Annotated in this window: 20 protein-coding genes; 5 read left to right on the top strand and 15 right to left on the bottom strand. The window is 71.4% G+C overall.

Annotated features, from left to right (window positions below):
- Nucleotides 1–167 precede the first annotated feature (167 nt).
- Nucleotides 168–566, bottom strand: coding sequence for a nuclear transport factor 2 family protein (locus VFI59_15280; protein ID HET6715054.1), 399 nt, complete (start codon nucleotides 564–566; stop codon nucleotides 168–170).
- Between the two features lie 142 nt (nucleotides 567–708).
- Between VFI59_15280 and VFI59_15275 the strand changes: the two genes are divergently transcribed.
- Nucleotides 709–1,386 (top strand): HAD family hydrolase, encoded by a 678-nt coding sequence (locus VFI59_15275; GenBank protein ID HET6715053.1) that lies wholly within the window; start codon nucleotides 709–711, stop codon nucleotides 1,384–1,386.
- A gap of 34 nt (nucleotides 1,387–1,420) precedes the next feature.
- On the opposite strand, the gene VFI59_15270 is transcribed toward VFI59_15275, so the two are convergent.
- The 6 genes from VFI59_15270 to VFI59_15245 all read right to left on the bottom strand — a co-directional run bounded on the left by VFI59_15270 (nucleotide 1,421) and on the right by VFI59_15245 (nucleotide 6,996).
- Nucleotides 1,421–2,161: an ABC transporter permease gene (locus tag VFI59_15270; GenBank protein ID HET6715052.1), complete on the bottom strand. Its 741-nt coding sequence runs from the start codon at nucleotides 2,159–2,161 to the stop codon at nucleotides 1,421–1,423.
- Entirely contained in the window at nucleotides 2,158–3,117 is a 960-nt protein-coding gene (locus VFI59_15265; GenBank protein ID HET6715051.1) for an ATP-binding cassette domain-containing protein, read from the bottom strand. Before VFI59_15265 ends, VFI59_15270 begins: the two co-directional genes overlap by 4 nt.
- Nucleotides 3,118–3,234: 117 nt before the next feature.
- Entirely contained in the window at nucleotides 3,235–3,903 is a 669-nt protein-coding gene (locus VFI59_15260) for a response regulator transcription factor (protein ID HET6715050.1), read from the bottom strand.
- Nucleotides 3,900–5,057 carry a sensor histidine kinase gene (locus VFI59_15255; GenBank protein HET6715049.1) on the bottom strand — a complete coding sequence of 386 codons (1,158 nt, stop codon included), beginning with the start codon at nucleotides 5,055–5,057 and terminating at the stop codon, nucleotides 3,900–3,902. Before VFI59_15255 ends, VFI59_15260 begins: the two co-directional genes overlap by 4 nt.
- A 35-nt stretch (nucleotides 5,058–5,092) precedes the next feature.
- Nucleotides 5,093–6,757, bottom strand: a complete 1,665-nt coding sequence (locus tag VFI59_15250; protein ID HET6715048.1) for an FAD-dependent oxidoreductase — start codon at nucleotides 6,755–6,757, stop codon at nucleotides 5,093–5,095.
- Nucleotides 6,754–6,996 (bottom strand): UBP-type zinc finger domain-containing protein, encoded by a 243-nt coding sequence (locus VFI59_15245; protein HET6715047.1) that lies wholly within the window; start codon nucleotides 6,994–6,996, stop codon nucleotides 6,754–6,756. Before VFI59_15245 ends, VFI59_15250 begins: the two co-directional genes overlap by 4 nt.
- A gap of 204 nt (nucleotides 6,997–7,200) precedes the next feature.
- Between VFI59_15245 and VFI59_15240 the strand changes: the two genes are divergently transcribed.
- Together VFI59_15240 and VFI59_15235 are read left to right on the top strand one after the other, a co-directional pair.
- On the top strand, nucleotides 7,201–8,751 hold the full coding sequence (locus VFI59_15240; protein ID HET6715046.1) for an endonuclease/exonuclease/phosphatase family protein: 1,551 nt from the start codon (nucleotides 7,201–7,203) through the stop codon (nucleotides 8,749–8,751).
- Nucleotides 8,752–8,755: 4 nt separating this feature from the next.
- Entirely contained in the window at nucleotides 8,756–9,271 is a 516-nt protein-coding gene (locus VFI59_15235) for a nitroreductase family protein (protein ID HET6715045.1), read from the top strand.
- A 20-nt stretch (nucleotides 9,272–9,291) separates the two neighbouring features.
- Here VFI59_15235 and VFI59_15230 read toward each other — a convergent pair whose 3' ends face one another.
- The 5 genes from VFI59_15230 to VFI59_15210 form a co-directional block, all read right to left on the bottom strand.
- Entirely contained in the window at nucleotides 9,292–11,328 is a 2,037-nt protein-coding gene (locus VFI59_15230) for an EAL domain-containing protein (GenBank protein HET6715044.1), read from the bottom strand.
- An 88-nt stretch (nucleotides 11,329–11,416) separates the two neighbouring features.
- A complete protein-coding gene (locus VFI59_15225) occupies nucleotides 11,417–11,899 on the bottom strand; it encodes a heme-binding domain-containing protein (GenBank protein HET6715043.1) in 483 nt (160 codons plus the stop codon).
- Between the two features lie 261 nt (nucleotides 11,900–12,160).
- Nucleotides 12,161–13,246, bottom strand: coding sequence for a beta-propeller fold lactonase family protein (locus tag VFI59_15220; GenBank protein ID HET6715042.1), 1,086 nt, complete (start codon nucleotides 13,244–13,246; stop codon nucleotides 12,161–12,163).
- Nucleotides 13,131–14,138 carry a hypothetical protein gene (locus VFI59_15215; GenBank protein HET6715041.1) on the bottom strand — a complete coding sequence of 336 codons (1,008 nt, stop codon included), beginning with the start codon at nucleotides 14,136–14,138 and terminating at the stop codon, nucleotides 13,131–13,133. Before VFI59_15215 ends, VFI59_15220 begins: the two co-directional genes overlap by 116 nt.
- Nucleotides 14,139–14,288: 150 nt before the next feature.
- Nucleotides 14,289–15,944 (bottom strand): hypothetical protein, encoded by a 1,656-nt coding sequence (locus tag VFI59_15210; GenBank protein ID HET6715040.1) that lies wholly within the window; start codon nucleotides 15,942–15,944, stop codon nucleotides 14,289–14,291.
- A 263-nt stretch (nucleotides 15,945–16,207) separates the two neighbouring features.
- Here VFI59_15210 and VFI59_15205 point away from each other — a divergent pair, with 263 nt between their 5' ends.
- Nucleotides 16,208–17,020 carry a GNAT family N-acetyltransferase gene (locus VFI59_15205; GenBank protein HET6715039.1) on the top strand — a complete coding sequence of 271 codons (813 nt, stop codon included), beginning with the start codon at nucleotides 16,208–16,210 and terminating at the stop codon, nucleotides 17,018–17,020.
- A 117-nt stretch (nucleotides 17,021–17,137) separates the two neighbouring features.
- Complete coding sequence (locus tag VFI59_15200; GenBank protein HET6715038.1) at nucleotides 17,138–17,506, top strand: hypothetical protein; 369 nt, start codon at nucleotides 17,138–17,140, stop codon at nucleotides 17,504–17,506.
- A gap of 42 nt (nucleotides 17,507–17,548) precedes the next feature.
- On the opposite strand, the gene VFI59_15195 is transcribed toward VFI59_15200, so the two are convergent.
- From VFI59_15195 to VFI59_15185, 3 genes are read right to left on the bottom strand one after another with little or no spacing between them, the layout of a single operon-like run.
- On the bottom strand, nucleotides 17,549–18,313 hold the full coding sequence (locus VFI59_15195) for a hypothetical protein (GenBank protein ID HET6715037.1): 765 nt from the start codon (nucleotides 18,311–18,313) through the stop codon (nucleotides 17,549–17,551).
- Nucleotides 18,310–19,272 carry an ATP-binding cassette domain-containing protein gene (locus tag VFI59_15190; GenBank protein ID HET6715036.1) on the bottom strand — a complete coding sequence of 321 codons (963 nt, stop codon included), beginning with the start codon at nucleotides 19,270–19,272 and terminating at the stop codon, nucleotides 18,310–18,312. The genes VFI59_15195 and VFI59_15190 overlap by 4 nt, the downstream gene beginning before the upstream one ends.
- Entirely contained in the window at nucleotides 19,269–19,868 is a 600-nt protein-coding gene (locus VFI59_15185; GenBank protein ID HET6715035.1) for a class I SAM-dependent methyltransferase, read from the bottom strand. Before VFI59_15185 ends, VFI59_15190 begins: the two co-directional genes overlap by 4 nt.
- Nucleotides 19,869–19,912 lie beyond the last annotated feature (44 nt).

Genomic DNA, 19,912 nt, shown 5'->3' with positions numbered 1-19,912 from the left:
CCGTCATCTTCTCTCGTTCAGCTGAACGTCGCCTGAAGCCGGAGGACCGTATCGGGTCGGCAGCGCGGTCGCTCTCCAAGGGCGCCGTGCCGACGTGGCACGCGGCCAGCTCGGACCCGTGCGGGTGCGCGAGAGGGCCGGGTCCGTCGGGTGGAGATGACGTGCCCCTAGGCGAATTCGTCCCAGATCGGGTCGGTGATCGCGTCGTTCTCCGCGAGCCCCCACACCTCGGTGAACTTGCCGTCGGCGATGTGGAAGACGTTGACGTAGTTGTACTCGGCGCTCGCCCCGCTCGGGGCGGTGACGACGGCGGTGCCGAGCACGACGGTGTGGTCGTCGTTGCCGATCACGTCGTGCACGTCGGCCTTCATGGCGCCGGGGTCGGCCATGGCCGCCATCGATGCCCGCACGGCCTCCTTCCCGCGGGTCACGCCCGCGGCCTTGCTGTTGCCACCGGTGTGCCACACGATGTCGTCGGACGTGTGATCGTCGATCCACTGCATGTCGCCGCGCTCCATCGCGGCGAACATGTCACGCACGAGCGTGACGTTGGGGTGCTCCTGCATCGCGGCTCCTTCCCTCGATGGGAGGGCGGGCTTCCCCCCGGCCGACCGGAACCCCAGGGTCGCACCGGTGACGCAACCGCGCAACCCGATCGGCAGTTCGACACGACGCCACGAGCATCGGCTTCCCGCTAGTGTCGGGCCAGTGGCCGGACCGGCGTTCCTGTTCGATCTCGACGGCACGCTGATGGACAGCGTCTATCACCACGTGCTCGCGTGGCAGGGAGCGCTCGCCCGCGACGGCATCCGCCTGTCGGTCTGGCGGATCCATCGCCGGATCGGCATGAGCGGCGGGCTACTCGCGAACGCGATGCTGCGCGAGATCGGGCGCCCGGTCACGGCCGAGGACGCCGATCGTCTGCGCCGGTACCACGCGGAGGCCTTCGCGCAACACCTCGACCAGGTGCGGCCGCTGCCGGGCGCCGTGGAACTGCTCGCCCGGCTGACGGAGCTCGACGTGCCGTGGTCGATCGCGACGAGCGGGTACATCGAGAGCGCCGCGCCGATGATCGAGATGCTGCTCGTACCCGAGGGCGTGCCCGTCGTCACGCGCGATCAAGTGGCACACGCCAAGCCCGACCCCGACCTCTTCCTTGCCGCAGCCGAGCAGCTCGGCGCCGATATCGAGGACTCCGTCGTCGTGGGCGACAGCGTGTGGGACCTGTTGGCGGCTCGGCGGGCACGCGCGCTGGGGGTCGGATTGCTGTCCGGGGGCTACGGCGAGGACGAGCTGGCACGGGCGGGCGCCTACCGCGTGTACCAGGACCCGGCAGACCTGCTCGCTCACCTCGACGAGGTGGGCGTGCGCTCGCCCGGCGCGTAGCGCCGGGCGAGCGGAGTGCGCGATCTCGTCGCGGTCAGGCGATGTCGCGTCGGGCGAGCGCGTGGGTCCCCGTCCCGAGCGAGAGCAACGCCCATCCGCCGAGCAGCGCCGCTCCCACCGCCGGCGCGACCACCGACATGTCGGCCGGAAGGATCCCGAGCACCGACGTGCTCGCGTGCGCAGGCAGGAACTTCGAGACCCCCGGCGCGAGCATCTCGACGATGCTCTCCCCGACCAGCATCCACAGGATCGCGCCCACGATGGCCGCGACCTGGTGCTGGACGAACAGCCCGAGACCCAGCCCGATCACGGCCCAGAGCGCGCAGAGCGCGACGGCCTTGCCGAGCAAGATCGCCAGCGCCGCCACGCTCACCGACACCGCGACTCCGTCGGCCGCGAGCAGGGCCAGGGAGACGCCCCCGACCACGACCGTGGCGACCACCGCGAACAGCGCCGCCGCCGCCGCGAGCACCACGGCCTTCGCGGCGACGACACGCCGACGGCGAGGGGTCGCGAGCAGCGTCGGCACGATCGCGCCGTGTCGCGCCTCGTCCGTGTAGGAACGGATACCGAGTACCACGACGAACACCGGAACGATCGCCATCATCTCCGCGAAGCCGGGCAGCGTCGTCAGCGCCACCGAACTCCCGAACGCGCCGGTCGACACCATCGCCCACGCGGCGATACCGGCGAGGATCATCGCGCCTGCGAACAGGCCCCATACGGTTCTGGTCGTACGCAGCTTCCGCACCTCGGCCCTGATCTGGTCCCTCATCGTTTCGCTCCTTCCGTCAGCTCGAGGAACGCGTCCTCGAGGGTGCTCTCATGGGTGGCGAGCTCGCTGAGCGCCACCCCCGCCTGCAACGCGATCTCGCCGACGAGATCGGCGGGCGCGTCGGCGACGAGGTATCCCCCGTCTTCGGTGCGCGGTTCGAGACCGGCGGCGATCAGCGCGCGGCCGAGCGCTTCGTGGTCGGGCGAGGCGACCCGCAGCGACGACCGACCGCCGGTGAGCTCGGCGATCGAGCCCTGCCGGACGAGCCGGCCGTGGTCGATCACGATCACCTCGTCGGCCATCTGCGCCATCTCCGACAGCAGGTGGCTCGAGACGAACACCGCGTTGCCGCGGCCCGCGAACCACCTGAGGAACTCACGGAGCCACCTGATGCCCTGCGGATCGAGACCGTTCGCGGGTTCGTCGAGCACGAGCACCCGCGGGTCGCCGAGCAGGGCGGCGGCGAGGGCGAGGCGCTGCCGCATGCCGAGTGAATAGCCGCCCGCCTTGCGACCGGCGGCGGCGGTGAGATCGACGATCTCGAGCACGTCGTCGACGCGCGTGTCGGGCACGCCCGAGGCGGCCGCGAGCACCCGCAGGTGGTTCCTGCCGGTCCGCAGCGGATGGAAGCTCTGGACCTCGAGCACCGCGCCGACCGCCGTCGCGGGCCGGTCGAGGCTCGCGTACGGCAGACCCAGCACGGTCACCGTTCCCGCCGTGGGGTGCACGAGCCCGAGCAACATGCGCATCGTCGTGCTCTTGCCGGCGCCGTTCGGTCCCAGGAAGCCCGTCACATGCCCCGGCTGGACCTCGAAGCTGAGGTCCTCGACCGCGGTCACGGCGCCGAACCGCTTCGTGAGGCCACGTGCCACGATCGCGGGCGATGCGATCGGCTCGGTCGCATCGGTCGCGCCCGCCCGGCCGGACTGGGTGGTGGTGGTGGTGGTGGTGAACATCGCGTTCCCTCCTTCGTGCGGGAACCGTTCCCGACGAGGTCAACGCTAGGAAAGGCACGCCCCGGCGGCGTCGGCCGCAGGTACCGACCTGGGGTCCTCCCCTGGGATGACGTTGGCTCAGGCGCCGGGCTGCACGAGACCGGACTCGTACGCGACGACCACCGCCTGGGCGCGGTCCCGCAGGCGCAGCTTGTGCAGCACGCGGCCCACGTGGGTCTTCACGGTGGTCTCGGCGACGAAGAGCTCTGCGGCGATCTCCGCGTTCGACAACCCGCGTCCCATCAACACCAGCACCTCGCGCTCGCGATCGGTCAGCTCGCCGAGGCCCTGAGGCGCGACGGGGGCGGCCGGACGATGAGCGAACTCCTCGATCAAGCGGCGGGTCACCGTCGGCGCGAGCAGGGCGTCGCCCGCCGCCACCACGCGGACGGCATGCACGAGTTCCTCGGGCGGGCGGTCCTTCAGCAGGAAGCCACTCGCCCCCGCTCGGAGGGCGTCGTACACGTACGCGTCGAGGTCGAACGTCGTGAGCATCAGCACCTTGGCGGCATCGTCGAGCGCGGTGATGCGGCTCGTGGCCTCGATGCCGTCCATCGAGGGCATACGCACATCCATCACGATCACGTCGGGACGCCAACGCTCGAAGCCGCGAACGGCGTCGGCGCCGTCGATCGCCTCGCCCACCACCTTCAGATCGGGTTCGGCCTCGAGGATCATGCGGAATCCTCCGCGCATCAGCGCCTGATCGTCGGCGATCATCACGCGGATCGTGGACGGGTCGCTCATGCGTCAGACCCCTCCTCGTACGGCAGGTGCGCACGCACCGCGAACCCGCCGCCGGGACGGGGTCCAGTGTCGAGCGAGCCGCCGTACAACGCCACGCGCTCCCGCATGCCGAGCAGGCCCAGCCCGCTCTCCGTCGAGACGAACGGGCCTCGGCCGTCGTCGGCCACCTCGAGGTCGAGCGCCGCATCACCCCATCGGAGCAGCACCCTCGCGCTCGCCGGTCCGGCGTGCTTCATCACGTTCGTGAGCGCCTCTTGCACGATGCGGTACGCGACCAGGTCGAGCCCGGACGGGAGCTGTCGCGGCGCGCCCTCGGTCGCGGCCTCCACCGGCACGCCGGCGCCACGGACGGTCTCGAGCAGGGCGTCGAGTTGCCCGAGCCCTGGCTGCGGCGCCCGATCGGCATCGGCCCCGTCGGACTTCAGGATGCCGATCAGTCGGCGCATCTCGGCGAGGCCGTCGCGCCCGGTGGACTCGATCCGGCCGATCGCGGCCTTCGCCGCGCCCGGATCGTCGTCGAGCACGCGGCGGGCTGCTCCCGCCTGCACCACCATCACGCTCATCGCGTGGGCCACCACGTCGTGCAGCTCCCGGGCGATCCGCGCCCGTTCCTCGACGACCGCGTCGTGCGCCGCCCGCTCGCGGTCCACAGCGATGCGCCGGCGACGATTGAAACCGATCCGTCCGAAGAGCATCGGCAGGCCGGCCGCGAACGTCGCGCTGATCAGGACCTCGACCCAATTGGTGCCGGGGTAGGCGACGACGAGTGCGGACACGGTGCCGACGACCGAGATCGGCAGCGACACCCTGATGAATCGCTCGCGGTCGACGTGCGCCGCGGCCGTGTAGGTGGCGAGCACGACCGGGAATACCAGGTCGAACGCCCCATTCACGGATGCGAGCGCGATCGACGCCCCGGACACCACGACGAGCACGGCGATCGGCCACCGGCGCCGGACCGCCAGGGCCGCAGAACCCCCCACCAGCAACACGTACGCCTCGGGACCCACGGGCCCGCGCGCCGGGTCGGTGGAGGCGTGCTCGCCGATCACCGCGCCGATCACCGAGCCGATCGCGATCGCCGCGGCGAGCAGCGAGTCCCAGATCAGCGGGTCGACCCGCCGCAGGCGCTCCCAGAACGTCGGTCCGTCCACGTGTCGACGGTAGCCCGCGCCGACCGCTCCCGGCGTCATCCTGCGGGACGATGCCCGACCACGTCGCCCGACGCGAGGTACTGATGCACGGATCCCACGGCCACCGACCCTTCCCCGACGGCCGACGCGACCCGCTTGACCGCCCCGTGCCGCACATCGCCGACCGCGAACACACCCGGCACGCTGGTCTCGAGACCGGCGCGCCCCGCGCGCGGGCCGGCATCCGCACCGGTGAGGATCGATCCCCATCGGTCCCGGAGCACGGCGCCGGGAAGCCAGCTGGTGCGCGGTTCCGCTCCGATCAGGACGAAGACGGCTGCCAGCGGCATCGTGCTGAGCTCGCCGGACACGGCGTCGCGAACCACGAGCCCCTCGAGACGGCGATCTCCGCGCCCGCCGATCACTTCCGTTCCGTATCGGATCTCGATGTTCGACGTCCGGTCCAGCTCCTGGATCAGGTACTCCGACATGCTCTCTGCGAGCGACGAGCCACGGACGAGGACCGTCACCCGGCGCACATGCGACGCGAGATAGAGCGCCGCCTGTCCGGCTGAGTTCCCGCCCCCGACGACGGCGACGTCGTCACCGGCGAGTCCCGGAGCCTCGGACGTCGCGGCGCCGTAGTAGACGCCTGCCCCCTGAAACCGCATCAGCTCTGGATCGTCGAGCATGCGATAGGAGACCCCGCTCGCGATGATGACGGTGCGGGTCTCGATCTTGCTGCCATCGGCCAGCACGACGGCCCTCCGGTCCCCGTCGATCACCAGGTCGACCGCGTCGAGTCCGTAGACGAACTCTGCGCCGAAGAGCCAGGCCTGCTCGTATGCGCGTTGGGCGAGCTCTGCCCCGCTGACCCCCCGCGGGAAGCCCAGGTAGTTGCGGATCAGCGAGCTCGTTCCGGCCTGGCCCCCGATCGCTTGGCGTTCGACCACCGCGACCCGCAGCCCCTCCGACGCCGCATAGACGGCGGCGGCGAGACCGGCCGGGCCGGCCCCGACGATCGTGACGTCGAACAGGCCCCGCGGCGCGCTCGTCGCGAGGCCGAAGGCTGCCCCTACCTCCGCCCCCGTCGGCTGCACCAGCGCCCGACCGTCATGCAGCACCACGACCGGCAACCGCGCGTCGTCGAGGCCCGAGCCCGCCAGGATCGCATCCGCATCCGCTGAGCCGGCCTCGTAGGAGCCGAACGGGATGCTGTTGCGGGTCAGCAGATCACGCATCGCCGAGGTCGCGGGGTCCCAGTGGGTGCCGATCAATCGGACGACCTCGTAGGGCGGCCGATTCGCCCTGCTCCAATCGGCGAGGAACTCCGAGATCGCGCGGTGGAACGACTCGTCCCGCGCGCTCCAGGGTCGTGCCGCCCAGTAGTCGATGTCGCCCATCGCGGCGCCCCGGAGCAGCACGTCCGTCGCGGAGCGGTCTCCCCAGTTCAACGTGAGGCAACGCTTCGCGAGCTGGAACCGCGCCCGAGACTCGGCGAGGACATCGAGGGCGCGTGCATGATCCGGCGCCCCCGCGATCACCAGCACGACCTCCGAGCCGACGAGACGCCGCAGCGTTGACCCCGCCTCGTCGATCGAGCCGACGATCACCTCGTAGTCGGACCCGTACCGCTTCCGCAGCTCGAGCTCCACCTGTTCACGCGCCGCCGCATCCTCCTCGAAGGCGACGATCACCGGTCTGGGCCGCTCGTCGCTCACCCCGGCGCCTCCACCATCGATTGGTCCACGTAACACCACAGCCAGTCCTCACCGGGCTCGATCGACCGCGCGATCGGATGAGCGGCCGACGAGGCGTGCGTGCCGGCGTGCTTGTTCTTCGACGAGTCGCAGCAGCCCACGAGGCCGCACGTCATGCAGGCACGGAGATGCACCCACGCGTCCCCGAGCCGGAGGCAGGCCTCGCACGAATCGCCGGAAGGCTCGACGTCCGTGATCATCTCGGCGTGCGCGCATCGTCCGGTCGTCCCTCGTGATCGCTGGATCGCGAACCGCACTCTGTCGATCACACCCATGGCACCCCTCGCAGGAACCTGCGCAGGGTAGCCTCGGGCGATCCGGCGGAACAAGCGTCGCCGCCGGCGTGACCACGGGTCGGTGACCGTGGGTTGCATGCGGCGCAGTGACTTCACTAGCGTCGCCGCATGAAGCGCTCAGCGATCGTCACCGCCGTCATCGTGTGCGCCGCAGCGCTCACTCCGCTCACGACCACCATGCCCGCCGCCGCCGGCGCTTCGGTGCCGATCCGCATCAGGGTCATGTCGTTCAACATCCAGTACGGGGCGTACTACTCCACGATCGATGCGGTCGTGAAGGCGATCGAGCGTGCCGACGCCGACGTGGTCGGGCTGCAGGAGGCGTTCGGCAAGACCAGGAAGATCGCCCGGCTGCTCGGCTGGTACGCGTCGCCGCGCATGCACCTGGTGAGCCGCTTCCCGATCGTGCACCCCGACGGCAGCAGGGTCGCCGGGTCGCCGGGCGGCCGCATCCCCGAAGGGGCGTGGGCCTACCTGCTGTTCGGCGACGGTGCGGTCGCGGCGATCGCCCAGACCCACACACCGTGGTGGCCGAGTGGCATGTACGCGATGCTCCAGGGCGAGGACGAGGCCGAGGTGCTCGCCCGCGAGCAGGGCAAGCTCGACTGGACGCAGCCGCACCTCGACGCGGTGGCGGGCCCGATCGCCGAGGGCGTGCCGACGTTCTTCGTCGGCGACCTCAACACCCCATCGCATCTGGACTGGACCCAGGAAGCCGTCGACGGACTCGGATGGCAGCCGCCCACCCTCGATCCGCCGGGAGAGCGCTACGTCGTGGAGTGGCCCGTCACCGTCGCGATGGAGGACGCCGGCTTCACCGATACATACCGGGCGATGCACCCCGACCCCGTCGCCGACCCCGGCTTCACATACTGCGTGCGGTTCTTCCCGGCCTGCGGCCGCTGGGATACCTGGGACCGCATCGACTACGTGTACTCCGCCGGGCCTATCGACATCGTGCGCAGCCAGGTCGTCGGGGAAGGCGGCCCGTTCACCGATATCCGGAGCCGCCCCTGGCCGACCGACCACCGGGCGGTCGTCTCGACGGTCGACGTGACGCTCGTGGAGCCCGACCCGTTCGCCGCCCCGCTCGACGAGCGCACGTGGCTCGGGCACGCCGTGCGGGCGGCGTTCCACCACCCCGCGTCGCCGGGCCGGACGATCGGCCTCTGGCCGCGCGGTGACGACCCCGAGACCGACCCCGTCGTCACCGACGTGGCGATCGACGACGCGGCCGACGACGGCATCGCATCGCTCGACACCGACGGGCTCGATCCCGGCGACTATATCGTCGCCTTACTCGACGGTGGCATCGTGGCCACCTCGGAGGTCTCGCTCCTCGAACGGAACGCGCGGGCGACCGTGGCCACGACGGACCGTCGCTACGAGCAGGGCGATCCGATCCGTGTCGAGTGGACCGGCGGTCCCGGCAACCGCTATGACTGGCTCGCCCTCACCCGCAACTGTTTCGACGCGAGCGACTGTCCGCTCCGCCAGTGGCGGTACATCGACGGCGAGGTGAACGGGACGGCTCGCTTCACGCGGGGGTCCGAGGGTGTATGGCCGCTGCGGCCGGGCCGCTACGCGGTCTCGCTCTGCGTCGACGACGACTACGTGTGCGTGGCGACGAGCGAGGTCTTCCGCATCGTGGCACCCTAGCCAGATGGAGACCTGGGACGCGATCCGCTCGCGGCGGAACGTCCGTGCGTTCACGGGCGACCCCATCGAGCCCGACGACCTCGATCGCATCCTCGACGCGGCTCGGCGCTCACCGTCGTCGATGAACCAGCAGGCATGGGACTTCGTCGCCGTGACCGGCCCGGACGACCTGGTACGACTCTCGCGGGTCTGGCGTTACGCCGAGCACGTGGCGGGTTCCGCAGCGACGATCGCCCTCATCGCGCCCGCGACGACCGACCCCGACGACCGCGAGACGATCCAGTTCGACCTGGGGCAGGCGAGCATGAGCATCATGCTGGCGGCGGCGGACCTCGGCATCGGCAGCTGCCACGCGGCCGTCGAGGATCAGCCGCTCGCCCGCGAGGTGCTCGCCCTGCCGGACGACCGCGAGTGCATGTGGCTGATCGCCCTCGGGCGGCCGGCCGATCGTTCACTTTCGCCGATCGCGTCGCCGAACCGGCGGGCGTTCGACGACGTCGTGCACCGCGAACACTGGTAGCCGGGCGGGCCGAGACCGGGTCAGACCCCGAGCGGTAACGTCGTGGAGGCCATCGCTTCGAGTTGGTCGGCCGGCATCGGGTGCGCGAACCAGAACCCCTGCGCCAGCCGGCATCCGTTCGAGCGCAGGAAGATGTACTCGCCCTCGGTCTCGACACCCTCGGCGAGAGGCACCATGTCGAGCGATTGCGCGACCTGGATCATCGCCCGCACCATGCCCGCGAGACGCACGTCGCGGTCGACGTGGCGGATGAACTCACGGTCGATCTTCAACACGTCGACCGGCATGTGCTTGAGGCGCGAGAGCGACGAGTAGCCGGTGCCGAAGTCGTCGAGCGCGAGACGCAGCCCCCACGAGTGCAGGTCGCGCAGGGTGCGCTGGGTCCGATCGGGGTCGGCCATCGCGGTCGACTCGGTGATCTCGGCCTGTACCGTCGAGGGGTCGACGCCCGCGTCGCGCAGCCTGGTGAGCAGGCGCTCCGCGAGTCGCGGGGTCCACAGTTGTCGCGGCGACAGGTTGAACGAGACCTCGAGCTCGAGGCCGCCGTCGCGCCAGTCGCGCTGCTGCTGCGCGACCTGGTCGAGCACCCAATCGCCGATCGCCTCGATCAGTCCGAGCTCCTCGGCGACCGGGATGAACTCACCTGGCGGCACGATGCCGTGGGAGTCCTTCCAGCGGATCAGGGCCTCGGCGCCGATGACGCGCCGGTCGGCGAGATCGACCACGGGCTGATAGTGCAGCACCCAGTCCTGGTCCTCGACGGCCTGGCGCAGCCGCTGCTCGAAGGACAGGCGCACCATCGCGTCGTCACCTTCGCTCGCGAAGAACACGTGGCCGCCGGGTTCGATCCGCTTGGCCCGGTACATCGCGATATCGGCGTTCTTCAACAGCGTCTCTGCGTCGAGGGCATCTCGGGGGTAGAGGCTGATGCCGATCGATCCTCGAGCGTGGAACTCGGTGCCCTGCAGCCCGAACGGCTGCATCAGCACCTCGACGACGCGATCGGCCACCCGCTTCGCGGCGACCTCGGCTTCTGAGGGGTCGAGGTCGGCGAGCAGTACCAGGAACTCGTCTCCGCCCTGGCGCGCCACGAGATCGGTCTCCCTCGTGCACGTGCGAAGGCGGTCGGCGAGCTCGGACAGCAACAGGTCCCCCGCGTGGTGGCCGAGGGAGTCGTTCACGAGCTTGAAGTTGTCCAGGTCCAAGAAGACGACGGCGACGGCGGTGTCGTCGCGCTTGGCGCGTTCCACGGCGAGGACGAGCGTCTCCTCGAACAGCTGCCGGTTCGCGAGCGCGGTCAATCCGTCGTGGTAGGCGAGGTGCGCGATGCGTGCCTCGGCCTCCTTGAGCTCGGTCACATCGAACAGGATCCCGTGCTCGAACGTCGCCCTGCCGTCTGCATCACGGTGCGCGTAGGCGCGGTCGCGGATCCAGACGACCCGACCGTCGGGGCGCACCATACGGTAGTCGTCGAGGTCGCCGCCCACGCCGGCGATGAACGCCTCGCTCTGCATCTCGACCCGTGGACGGTCGTCGGGGTGCACCATGCGCAGCCACATGTCGGGGTCGGCCCGGTACGCCTCGGGTGTGACGCCCAGGATCTCCTCGATCTGCGGGTTCACGTACTCCGTGACGCTGCCGTTGTCCGCGTAGACCACCGCAGGGATCTGCTCGACCAGACTGCGGTACCGGAACTCGGCTTCGGCGAGCGCCGCCTGCGCCTCTCGCCCGGCGATCAGCTCACGGGCGTCGCGGACCGAGACGATCGCTCGCCCGCCACCCAGCGATCGCGACCGGAGCTCGACCGGGAGCGAGCCGCCGCTCGGGCACCGCAACGCCGCCTCGAACGGGACCTCGGCGTCGAGACCGTCCCGCCAGTCGGGGATCGTCTCCTCCACGCCGGCGCCGGTGGGATCGTGACCGAGCAGCTGCACGAAGCGCTCGTTCACCCACTCGATGCGACCGTCGGCCAGCACGAACGAGGCCTCGGGGAACGCCTCGAGCAGGCGTCCCGCGTCCAGGCTGAGATCGACCGGTGCCGGACCGTCGTGCGTCACGATGTGAAAGGCATCGTCGCGACACGGACCCGACCTGAGCCGCCTCTCGGAACGCGATCGGGCCGGTTCCCCGCGGTCGGCAGGAGATCTACCGCTCGTCCTCGGGCTCGCCCTCGCCTTGGATCGGCGGTGAGTCCCGCAGCATCTGCTCCATCGCGGTGAGCAGGGTCGCGCGCTGCGCATCGGTCAGGCGGGCGGATGGATGGATCAACGTGTAGCTCACTGGCGGCATGTCACCGTCGGCCACGACGTCGAGCAGCTCGTCCACCTCGGGCTGGGGGCGATCCCACTCCGAGAAGTTCAAGGTGGCGCGCCCCTCGTCGACGTCGCGCTGCACGAGCCACGACCCCGGGGCGATGTTCGTGTACCAGGGCCACACGGTCTCGTTGCTGTGGCAGTCGAAACAGGCACCCCGGGCGAGCTCGAGGCTCGGCCCCGGGGCGAACGCCGCCGCCTGAGTGACCGGAGGGTTCGTGTGGTCCCGCCCGTACGGCACGAACTGGATCGCGACGAAGACACCGAGCAGCCCCACGAACCCCCAGCGGATCCAGCGAGGCAGCCGACGAGTCATGGGATCCATCGTAGGGTGACCTCGCCCCGCTCACCTCCGACGATGGCCTCGGGTGGGTCCGGGACCTTCGTCCCGGTCGGACCGGTCAGCGAGACCTCAGGAGCCGGATCGGCGCGATGCATGCTGGGGCACACGGGAAGTGGACGCGATGCAGGACGTCGGGGACAGGTGATCGATCTGGCGCAGGCAGACGTGCCGAAGGGGTTCGCGGCCCACTGGGCGGTGTAGATCGGGTCGAGTCGCGTGTTCGTCCCCTACCGATCAGCTCGCCGCGAGCCCGGCGACCGTGGCCGGCACGCCGTCCCACGACCCGATCGGCTCGAGCGCGCCTTCCTCACCCACGGCCCAGCCGTAGACGCGGGCGCCGTCGGCGTCGATCGCGTACAGGAAGCGACCGTCGCGCGTGAGGCCCTCGTCTCGCAGCCCGGTCATGCCGTCGACCGCGATCCCCGCAGTGGCGTCTTCCAACGAGAGCGAGCCGTCGCCCGCGATCGCGTACCGCGAGACCGCGCCGTCGGCGAAGTTCGTGGTGAAGGCGAACCGGTCATCGGGCGTGACGACCGCCCAACAGATCTCGCTGCGGCCGTTGCCCACCGAGCCGCTCCGCGGCGCGAGCGAACCGTCGACGAGCGCGTAGGACGAGGCGGCGGCCGCACCGCGCTCCGCCCGGAAGGCCTCGGTCACGACGAGGTTCCCGCCAGACGTGAAGGCGAACCCGTACGGCCTCGGTCCCTGCGACGCGATCGTGCGGGGCGTGCCGAACGTGCCGTCGGCCTTGACCTCGTAGGTCACGATCGAATCGATGCCACGCTCGCTGATCACGATCAGCGAGCCATCGGGGCCGAACGAGACCTGCGCGGGATCGGCGTCGCTCGCCGCGAGTGCCTGATCGCCCCCCGGCACCGGCGCGAGACCGCCCTCGTGCAGACGGAACGACGAGATGCCGGGCTTCCCCGTCCCCAACACGACGACGAGCCCGTCGCGCTCGGCGACGCTCTTCGGCGCGGTGCCCGCGTGCACCCGGTCGCGCAGTTCAACCGCGCCGTCGTCGGCCACGGCGAACACGCTCAGGTCGTCGCTCGCGGCGTTGGTCGCGAGCAGGTGACGGCCATCGGTCGTGAGCACGACCGATCCCTGTGAGGTGAGGTGCGGCATACCGTCGCCGTCGCCCCCCGTGGCCACGGTGCCGATACGGTTGATCGTTACATCTTCGTGACTAGTCTGCGCTGGACTAGTGCCGCAGCTGGTCGATCGTGCAGGTGGACGGGTCGCGATCGGGCAGCCACCGGACGAACGTGACGGCGTGGCGGAACCGGTTGCCCCGCAATCGCTCGTACCGCACCTCACAGGCTAGCGCGGGCAGCACCTCGACCCAGTCCGCGCCCACCGAGATGACGGCGCCGCCCGGCGAGACCCGGGCGAGGGCGCTGGCCGCAGCTCGGCGCACGGGCGCACGGGAGAACGCGACGGTGCGTCCCACGTCGACCAGTCGTCCCCCGTCGTACATCCCCAGGCGGATCGAGCCCACGCCGGAGCCGGCGTGCCGGTACCCGGTCGCCACGCAAGCCGCCGTCCGGACGCGCCGCACCCGCAGCCATCGCATCCCATCGGCGTGGCGTGCGATCAGACCGTCGCGGCCCGTCGCGTCTCGGTCGTCGAGCCACGCGCGCGCGGTCGCGCGGTCGAGGGTCTGCGGCGTCACGACGAACGGTGCTCCCGGCGCGATGCGCCGCAGGTTCGTCGGTGCGAGCGGGAGGCCGAGCTCACCCGCGAGGCCCTCGAGCGCTCGGCGACGATCGGCCAGCGGCAGGGCCCTGAGATCCGTCGAGCTTCGCGTCATGACGTCCGTGAGGACCAGGGTCGCCGGCGTCGACTCGGCGAGGCTCGCCACCACGGACGGCGACGGGAGCAGCCGGCGGCGCACCGACGCGAAGTCGAGACCGTCGGGACCGACCACCACCAAGGACCCCCGCACGATGGCCGCGCCTGCCTCGAGGGTCGCCAGCGAACGCACGACCTCGGGGAAGTACCGGTCGAACGCCCGGCGACGGTCGGAGACGAGACGGGCGGCGCCGGGTCCGAGCCGAGCGGTGACCCGTAGACCGTCCCAGTCCGGCTCGAACCGCCAGTCGATGCCCTCGGGGATGCGGTCGACGACCTCGCCGGCGGTGGCGATGTCGGGGATCGAGACGACGCCGCGGGCGACGTCGACGACCGCCTCCTCCCGCTCCCGCTGCATCCCCCGACACTGTCAGCCGTCGAGGGCCCCCACATCGGGAACAAGGCTGAGATGTACTCGGCCGATGGTCCGAACGACGGTAGTGCGGCCGCATCCCCCAGCCGAGGGACGCGACCGACCACAGAGCCACGCGCGCGACGCGGTCGACCGCTAGGCCGGCGACACCGAGACCGAGGCTTGGGGGGAGATCGACGTGACCGCGCTCGGCGTGACCGCGCTCGGCGTGAGCGACGGAGCCGCGGTGGGAGCGATCGACGGCGACAAGGTCGGGCTCGCCGTCGGGACGGTCTCCTCGAGTAGCGCATCGAGGGACTCGGTGGGCACGAACCGGATGATGCCCGCTCCCAAGGGGGGCACCGACACGACCGTGCACCCGGTACCGCTCGCGCCCGCAGGCGTACACGTCTCGGCCGACCGGTCGCCGATCGTGACGAGCACGCTCATGTAGCGCGCCTCACGGTCCAGCGCCATCGCCTCGCTCACCAGCACACGGCCGGCGGAGTCGCCGGTCGCGGTGACCCGTCCGATCAGGACGCCCTCGGCTTCCTCGGCCGAGTACTGGCGCATCTCCACGGTCACGATGTCGTCGGTCGCGAGATCGCGCCCGTCGACCTGCACCGTCGCGGTGACCACCCGGTTGCCGGCCGCGAACGTGATGGCCGGAGCGGGCACGGGCGGCTCCGCGTCGAGAACCGGCGGCACGATCGCCGACGCCAGCGCAAGAGCGAAGATGCCCGCCGAGAGCATCGTCGAGGTGGCGAGCATCTGGGTGCGGCTGGCGTAGTGGCGACGCAGCACGAACGTGTCGTTCGCGTTGCCATCGGCGTCGCTGCGGCCGAGCAGGCCGATCAGGCCGATCGCGACGGCCGCGACTCCGATCGTCGCCGCGAAGCCGAGCCATCCGGGCGTCTCCCGCACCGCGTGCGCGAGCGCGCCCGAGGCCCAGGCGAACCCCGCCACGAGCGCGGCGACGACGAGCTCGGCGATCAGCACCGCCTTCAGGCGCCGTTCCGCTCGCCGGCTCGGCGTGGGAGGAGCGAGGTCGACGCTCGCGGCGTCCTCGATCGCGACGTCCCACCCGACCGCGGGGGTGCCGAGCACCTCGGCGGGCTCGTGGTCGCCGGTGCCGGTGAAGATCACGCGATGGTTCACGGGCGGGGCTCCGACCGGACTCGGGCACTCGATCACCACGCGCCACGGACCGGTCCGCTCGTCGAGCGGCGCCCCCGCCGTCGGGGTGGCCTTGATCGCCTCGACGATCGCCTCGTCGGTGGGCTGCGCGTCGGCGATGCGCGCCGAGAGCTCCATCACCGGGAACAGCCCTTGTGGCAGCACTCGCGCCCGCTGCACCTGCTCGAGCTGCGTGGCGGTCAGCGTCTCCGTCGTCGGTGATGCCACTCCTGTCGTCGGCGTGGGCTCCGCGTCGCTCAGCACCACGACGTCGTCGGCGCCGGGCGTGGCCTGGAACCGCCGATCGATCAGACGCTCGATCGCGGGGTCGCTGCGCCGCAGCTCGTCGAGCTCGTACAACCCGGGAACGCGGTTGGTCGCGCTCGCGGCGAGCACGACCGGCGCGTCGATCGGGGCCGTGGTGCCCGTCAGCACGCGGCGAACCTGCGCGAGGCGGTCGACCGGGTCACCGGTGCGCAGCGCCGCAACCCTGGCGATCACGTCGTCGGTCGACGCGAGGTAGGCGGACTCTCGGGGCAAGAACTCGCGCTCGAGACGAACCTGCGCGGTCACATCGACCGCACGGGCCCGCCCTTTCCGCTCGTGGCCGGGGTGCGCGCACAGGTATCGGGTCATCAGGGGCCTCTCCTTCGCCGTCGGCGCGACGCTCGACGCGATGCGGCCGCGGGAGCGCGTACCGTTCCAGGCGTACGCTACACGGGGTGCGGGGCAAAGGAACAGTCCCCTTCCGTACGGACGAGGCGGATCGAGACCTTCGGCCTAGGGCGTACGGATGAGGCCATGGCGCCGCTTCCTCCTCCCTCACGAGACGAACGTGATCCGACCTCGCCCGAACATGGTTCGCGTTCGGCGCGGTCCGGGATAGGCTGCGCGCCGAGATGCCCGCGGACCTCGACCTGCTGAGGCGGATCGACGCCTACCTCGATGCGGCGCCCAGGACCGGCGCCCGCGCCGAGGCGATCGGCCCGTTCACGCTGTTCCTGAACGAGGGCCACGGATGGCGCTACTACGCCAGACCCTCACCCGGCGCGACGGGGTTCACGGCCGAGGCGGTCCGCGCCGTGCGAGGCCGTCAGCGCGCGTTGTCGCAGCCCGAGGCCTTCGAGTGGATCGGCGAGCTCGCACCCGACGTGGGGGCTGCCGTCGCGGCCGAGAGCATGCGGATCGTCGACCACCCGTTGATGGTGCTGGACGACCACGCCCGAACCCAACACGTGCCCGACGGCGTCGAGGTGGGGATCGTCGACGCCGACGACGACCTCGCCGCGCTCAGCGCCGTCGCCGAGGTGGCCTTCGCCGCGCCCGGCACCGCCACCGGCTCGCTGGGCCCTGCCGATGCGGCCGCCGCGGCCGCCGCGCAGAACCCGGACACGATCGCGTTCCAGCGGGGCCGGATGCTCGCCGGCCTCACCGTCGCTGCGGCGGCACGGGTGACGGGCGTCGTCGCCGCCGTGGGATGGCACCAACCGCTCGACGGTGCGAGCGAGATCGTGGGGGTCGCGACCCTCCCGACGTTCCGACGGCGCGGCCTCGGGGCCGCCGTGACCTGCGCGCTGGTCGCCGACGCCCTCGAGCGGGGAGTCGGCACCGTGTTCCTGTCGGCCGACGACGACGATGTGGCCCGGGTGTACACGAGGGTCGGATTCCGACGAGTCGGCACCGCGTGTGCGGCCTCCGTCGCGGCGCGTTGACGTTCCCGAAGCGACGGACACCCGGCCCCGAGAAGTGGGGCCGCTCGGTCGTCGTCGCGCCCCTTCGGGCGAGCGAGGCTCGGAATAAAGGACCTTCCGCGTGTAAGGAGGCGTGAGATGTGGGAGTACGTATTCGCCGCCTTCCTGATCATCCACGGGTTGGTGCATCTCGCGGTGTGGTTGGCGCCGGCGAAGATCGACGCGCCGTTCCAGGCCGACCACTCGTGGCTGCTCGGGTCGGGTGCGGCGCCGCACCGTGTGAGCGTGGCGCTGGCCACGAGCGCCGCGGCCGTCTTCGTCGCAGCGGGCATCATGCTGTTGTTCGGCGCGGCGGTCTGGGTGCCCCTCGCCGTCACCGCCTCGGCGATCGGCCTCGTCGTCGCCCTGCTCTACTTCAACCCCTGGCTGCTGTTCGACCTCGGGATCAACGCCGCTCTGCTCTACGCGCTGCTCGTGACCGGCTGGGCCGACACGCTGACCGCGTGAGCGGCGAGCGGGTCGTCGCCTCGGCGGGCATGTGCCGCGACGTCACTCCACGTCCCGGACCATCGTGACCGCAAGCCCCACGGCGAGCGCGATCGCGAGGTAGAGGGCCATCATCAGGCCGGCCGCGGCCGGAGGGAGGAGATCGACCTCGCTCTGCGTGAGTGAGTTCGTGAGCCCGGAGAACGGGAACCACTTGACCGTCGCGGGCAGGATCGCCCCGACGAGCGACTCCACCACCAAGGTCCAGCCGAGCACCCCGAGGATCGCGATGAGCTGGCTGCGTAGCGCCGCCCCCGCTGCCGCGCCCATCGCTCCGGAGAACGCGGCGCCGGCACCCACCGCGAGGACCGCCACGGCGACGGAGGTCCCGAACGGCACCATCTCGCCGCCGGCCGCGAACTCGACAGCGACGGCGACGAGCGGGATCAGGCCGCCGACCACCCCGAACGCGAAGCCCGCGATGGCGTACGCGATCACCTTCGACACGACGACCGGCCATCGCGTCGGGGTCGCGAGGAACGTGCCGGACAGGGTGCGATGACGATGCTCGGTCGTCATCGCGGTCGCCCCGAGCACCAGCGCGAACACCCCGGCGATCGACCCCGTGGCGACGAAGTCGCGCACGTCCTCGATGGTCTCGATCGGCGTCAGCCCGGCCTCCAGCCCGTCCGGCGTGCCCGCGATCGCGAGCGTCGCGATCGCGCCGAGGGCGGCGAGGCCGACCGCGCCGAGCAGCAGTCCGATCCACAGGCGGGTGGTGCGCACCTTCGCGACCTCGACGCCGACGAGGCGGCCCACGGCGTTCACGGTGTGACCTCCGGCGGCGGCGGGATCGAAGGCGGTCCATCGTCGCCCTCGCCGCCGGTGAGATGCAGGAACGCTTCCTCGAGCGACGCCTCATGGCTCCGCAGCTCGTGCAGCACCGCGCCCTCGGTCGCCGCGATCTCGCCGACCCGCTCGATCGGCAGGCCCGACACCGAGATCGCGGCGGTGTCCTCGCCCGCCGCGATCGTCGCCCCCGCGGCTTCCAGAGAGCGGCCGAGCCTCTTCGCGTCGGGCGATCGCACGATCACGTCGCGGGCCACCGACGACGTGATCGCGTCGACGGGCCCCTCACGCACGAGCCGCCCGCGGTCGATCACCACGAGCCGGTCGACGGTCTGTGCCATCTCGGCGAGCAGGTGACTCGAGACGAAGACGGTACGACCCGCGTCGGCGAACGCGCGCAGGAAGCCGCGAAGCCACGCGACGCCGGCGGGATCGAGCCCGTTGCCGGGTTCGTCCAGCACGAGCACCACCGGGTCGCCGAGGAGCGCGGTCGCGAGACCCAGCCGCTGCCGCATGCCGCTCGAGTAGCCGCCCACGCGGCGGTCGGCGTACTCGCGCATGGCCACCTGGTCGAGCACGGCGTCGATCCGCTCCGTGCCGATGCGCCCGGCCCTGGCCGCGATGCGCAGGTGGTCGCCACCGGTGCGCCCGGGGTGAAAGCCCGTGCTCTCGAGCATCGCGCCCACGTGCACGAGCGGGCGGTCGAGGGCGGCGTAAGGCTTGCCCAGGATCGTGGCCTCTCCGTCGGTCGGTTCGGCGAGCCCCAGCACGACGCGCATCGTGGTGGTCTTGCCGGCGCCGTTGGGCCCGAGGAACCCGGTCACCCGTCCGCGTGGGACGGTGAACGACAGCCCGTCGACGGCGGTGACGTCGCCGAACCGCTTCGTGAGCCCGGCGACCTCGATCGCGGCTTCGGGCGACGCGTCGGTCGCGCTCATCCCCTCTCGACGGTGGCGCGCCACGCCCGCACGTCGCCCGTCTCCAGATTCGTCTCGAAGGCGGTGGCCACGATCTCGTGGACCCGCCAGCCCACCGCGAACGTCTCGCGCAGCTCCCGGTCCCCCACCCTGCGGGGTCCCCACCCCGACGGCTCGCCATCGCTGAAGCACAGCAGATGCAGCACGCCCCCGGGCTCGAGGGCCTCGTGCAAGCTCGCCGCGTACACGGGCCGTTCGTGGTCGTCGAGCACGTGGAACAACCCGCAGTCGAGCACCGAGGCGAACCTGCGCCCGAGTCCGCCGACCCCGAACACGTCGGCGACGAGGAAGCCCGCAGACGCGAGGTCGCGCTCGCGCGCCTTGTCCATCGCCTTCCCGATCGCGCGCGGGGATGCGTCGATGCCGAGCACCTCGAGGCCGGCGGCGGCGAGGGCGAGCGCGTTCTCGCCCGTGCCGCATCCCACGTCGAGCACCGGCGACCGGAACTCGCCCGCGCCCACGAGCGCGAGCACCTCCCCCTGTGGACGTCCGATGTCCCAGGGAGGCACGCCGATGTAGGCGTCGTCGAACCCACGCGCGGAGGGTCGGGCGGCCATGGGTCGCCACCCTAGCCGGTCCCGGACGTTCGGGCGATACGGTG

The organism is Actinomycetota bacterium (assembly GCA_035697485.1).
GTDB lineage: Bacteria > Actinomycetota > UBA4738 > UBA4738 > HRBIN12 > JAOUEA01.
This window is presented reverse-complemented; position numbering and strand designations above follow the sequence as displayed.